Annotated in this window: 4 protein-coding genes; 1 reads left to right on the forward strand and 3 read right to left on the reverse strand. The window is 69.5% G+C overall.

Features of this window, described 5'->3' with window-relative positions; all coding sequences use genetic code 11:
• On the reverse strand, positions 1 to 329 hold a 329-nt coding region (locus Q0627_RS08950), incomplete at its 3' end, for a 16S rRNA (cytidine(1402)-2'-O)-methyltransferase (protein ID WP_298809171.1).
• A 240-nt stretch (positions 330 to 569) separates the two neighbouring features.
• Between Q0627_RS08950 and Q0627_RS08955 the strand changes: the two genes are divergently transcribed.
• Complete coding sequence (locus tag Q0627_RS08955) at positions 570 to 2,141, forward strand: dolichyl-phosphate-mannose--protein mannosyltransferase (RefSeq protein WP_291018339.1); 1,572 nt, start codon at positions 570 to 572, stop codon at positions 2,139 to 2,141.
• Positions 2,142 to 2,149: 8 nt separating this feature from the next.
• On the opposite strand, the gene Q0627_RS08960 is transcribed toward Q0627_RS08955, so the two are convergent.
• Both Q0627_RS08960 and Q0627_RS08965 read right to left on the reverse strand, forming a co-directional pair.
• Positions 2,150 to 3,376 carry an arginine deiminase gene (locus tag Q0627_RS08960; RefSeq protein WP_298809167.1) on the reverse strand — a complete coding sequence of 409 codons (1,227 nt, stop codon included), beginning with the start codon at positions 3,374 to 3,376 and terminating at the stop codon, positions 2,150 to 2,152.
• 9 nt (positions 3,377 to 3,385) lie between these two features.
• Positions 3,386 to 3,931: MFS transporter (locus Q0627_RS08965; RefSeq protein ID WP_298809169.1), on the reverse strand; the 546-nt coding region annotated here is incomplete at its 5' end.

Consider the following 3,931-nt stretch of genomic DNA (forward strand, 5'->3'; position numbering starts at 1 on the left):
GCCGTCGTCACCGCCGACGGGCCCGGCAGGCACGTCACCGGCAGCCCGGCGTCGACGCAGGCCCGGACCACGGTGTAGCCGGGATCGCTGACCGATGGCATACCCGCGTCGGTGATCAGCAGCACCGTGGCACCCCCGGCGACCGCATCCACGAGCTGCGGGGTGCGGGCCGATTCCACGTGGTCGTAGTAGCTGACGATCCGGCCGCCGATCTGCACGTCGAGGGAGGCGGCCAGGTTACGGGCCCGGCGGGTGTCCTCGGCGGCAACCACGTCGGCGGTCCGCAGTGCCGCACACAATCGGGCGGAGGCATCACCGGCCTGCCCCATCGGGGTCGCGGCCAGCACGAGCCGGCCGACGGCAGTCTCGCCTGGGGAGATCTCGGGAGCGCTCACCGACTCAGGGTAGCCGCGCCCCCGGCCCGCGCTCACTGCGGCGACGCACCGCCGCGAAGATGCCCTACCATCGAGCGGGTGACGTTGACCGCCGACAGCCGCGTGTACCGGCACGACGCACCGGCTCAGGAGGTTCCCGCGACGACCGCACAGGATCCCGGCCCCCTGCTGGACGTGCCGGGAACGTCCGAGGACCTGGGCACCGCACCAGGGCCGCACATCCCACAGCCGGTGTTCGGTGCCACCGACCGCGTCCGCGGCCTTGTCGTCGGGCTGATCCTGACGCTGGTCGCCGCGGCTACCCGGCTGTGGAATCTGTCACACCCCACCGACCAGGGCACGCCCGTCTTCGACGAGAAACACTACGTGCCGCAGGGCTGGCAAGTGCTGACCGGCGGCAACTGGATCGAGGACAACCCGGCCTATGGGCTGGTCGTCCACCCGCCCGTCTCGAAATGGTTCCTCGCACTCGGCGAATGGATGTTCGGCTACGGTCCGGTCGGCTGGCGGATCATGCCGGCGATCGCCGGGATCGCGATCGTGGTGATGATCTACCGCGTGGTCCGCCGGCTCACCCGCTCGACGCTGGTCGGTGCCATCGCCGGGGTGTTCGCGATCTGCGACGGCGTGCTGTTCGTGCAGTCGCGGATGGGGATGATCGACATCCTGCAGACCGTGTTCATCGTCGCCGCGTTCACCGCGCTGGTCGCCGACCGCGACCAGGTGCGGGCGCGAATCGACCGGGTGTACCGCGAGGGCCGCATCCACGAGAGCGTGTACGGGCCCCGCTACGGCTTCCGCTGGTACCGGTTCACCGCCGGGGTCATGCTCGGCCTGACGTGCGGCACCAAGTGGTCGGGCATCTACTACGTGATCGCGTTCGGCCTGCTGGCCATAGCCTTCGACGTGGCCACCCGCAAGGCGTACCACGTCCGCAAACCCTGGATGGGCACCCTCGTCCGCGATGTGCTGCCGACCGGGATGAGCCTGGCCGTGCTGCCGGTACTGATCTATCTGGCCACCTTCGTGCCGTGGTTCAACTCCGAGACCTCGGTGTATCGCTATCAGGTGGGCAACACCATCGGCACCGGGGGTCCGTTCGCGTGGGTGCCGGGCGCCTGGCGTTCGCTCTGGTACTACGAGTCCGGGATCCTCGAATTCCATGCCGGCCTCACCAACGCCGCCGGCAACCACCACCCGTGGGAATCCAAACCATGGACGTGGCCGATGAGTCTGCGGCCGATGCTGTACGCCATCGAGAACGGACCCGACCAGTGCGGCTCGGGTGAATGCGTCCGCGCGCAGATGCTGATCGGCTCACCGGCCATGTGGTGGCTCGCCGTGCCGATGCTGCTGTGGGTGCTGTGGCGGCTGGCGACGCGACGCGACTGGGCGCACGGCGCCGTCCTCGTCGGATATCTCGCGGGCATCCTGCCGTGGTTCACCTCGATCGACCGGCAGATGTACTTCTTCTACGCCACCGCGCTGGCACCGTTCCTCGCGATGGGTCTGGCCCTGTGCTGCGGTGACCTGCTGCGCTCGACTACGGCCCGCGTCCGGCTCCCCCATCTGCCGGGTGCCCCGGTCGTGGTGCGCAGCGAACGCCGCGCCCTCGGGATACTCGTGGTGTCGATCTACGTCGCGCTGGTCGTCGCCAACTTCGTGTGGCTGTGGCCGATCCTCACCGCGAGCCCGATCTCACCCGCGCAGTGGCACAACCAGATCTGGCTGCCCAGCTGGGGCTGATCGGCCGGTCAGCCGGGGAGCTCCGCACGCGCGATCGGGCATGCCAGGCATCGCGGACCACCGCGGCCCGTCCCCAACTCGCCGCCCTCGATTTCGATGACCTCGATACCGGCGGCCCGGAGGCGACGGTTGGTCTCGGTGGCGTGCGCATAGGCGACGACGATCCCGGGTGCCACCGCCAGTGTGTTGCTGCCGTCGGCGCCGTACACCGGCAGGTCCCCGGCACTCGGGTCGAGCGCCGTCTCGATCACCCGGAGCCTGGCCTCACCCATCGCGGAGGCTGCAACGTCGGCGAACTCGCCGGGACCGGTGACCGTCAGTACGTCGGGGTCGCCACCGGGCACCCGGGAGACCGTGAACGTGGGGGCCCGCCGCACCTGCGGATTCATCACTATCGCGTCGGTGTCGACCATCGTCGCCATCGTGCCCAGATGCATGTAGGCCCGCGACTGCGCGATCCCGACGGCCAGCACCGTATGCGCCAACTCGTCACGAAAGAGGCTGCGCGCCAACGCCTCCACCCCGGCGGGAGTGGTGCGTTCACCGACACCGACGGCCACCACACCCGGTGCGAGCAACAGCACGTCGCCGCCCTCGACCGGCGCGGTCCGCGACTCGTAGGCGCGCCGGGTGCCGAGAAAGCGCGGATGATGAGCGAAAACCAGGTCGGTGAGCGAGGTTTCGCGGCCGCGTGCGGCGAATGCGAGCCGGGTGATCGCGAACCGCTCGCCCACCCAGAACGAGCTGTCGCGGGTGAACATCAGGTTGGGCAACGGGTCGACCACGAAATCGGTCGGGGCATGCATGAATCGAACCAGCGACATGGCGGATCTACCGATACCCGAAGGCAATTCGCCGAACTCCAGGCCCGCGATCAGCACGTTCGCCAGATCGTCGGGTGCCAGGGCCCGCAGATACGCCGACACCTCCGCTGCCAGCCGCGGCCCCAGCCGCCGTTCACTCACCGCGGCGGAGATCCCCTGAATCCGCGCCGCCCCGCTGTGGGCGATGGTCTGCGGCAACAGCTCCCCGAGCAGCAGGACCTCCGCGCCACGGTCGCTCAGCACCCCCGCGAACGCATCGTGCTCGGCCCGCATCCGCTCGAGTGAGGGAACGACGTCGAACAGCAGTTGGTCGCGGTTGGTCTCGGTCAGCCGGGCCAGTTCGGTACCCGGCCGGTGTAGCAGAACCGTCCTCAGCTTGCCGACCTCGGAGGTCACCCCAAATTCACCCATGGCACCAACTTAACGGTCGGTATCCGGAATCCGGGTCCGCGCGCCGGTCTTGCCGGCGATACGAACCGGTGCGGTCTCGGGTGCGAACAGCCACATCAGCAATGCCATCGTCGTCACCGCACCGGTCACCACGAACGCAGTGGTGAAACCCGCCGTCGACGCGATGAAGCCCACGACGACCGGGCCGCTGACCGCACCGAGGTCCGAAGCCATCGAGAACGCGGCCAGCGCCGACCCGCCGCGCACCCGGTTACCCAGCACGTCGGCCAGCGTCGCCTGCTGGGTGGGGACGAACAACCCCGAACCCAGGCCCGCCACCGCCGAGGCGATCACCGTCGCCACGATCGACGAGGTGAATCCCATCACCGCCGTTGCCACCGACACCACCGCCAGACCCGGCAGGATCACCGTCCTGCGGCCGCGGGAATCCGAGAGCCGTCCCGCCGACATGATCGCGACGACATTGCCGGCGGCGTAGGCGGCAAGCACCACCCCGGCCAGCGCCGCGTCCTCACCGAGGCCGTCGACGACGAACAGCGGCACCACCGCCACCCG

Source organism: uncultured Gordonia sp., assembly GCF_937858515.1.
Taxonomy (GTDB): domain Bacteria; phylum Actinomycetota; class Actinomycetes; order Mycobacteriales; family Mycobacteriaceae; genus Gordonia.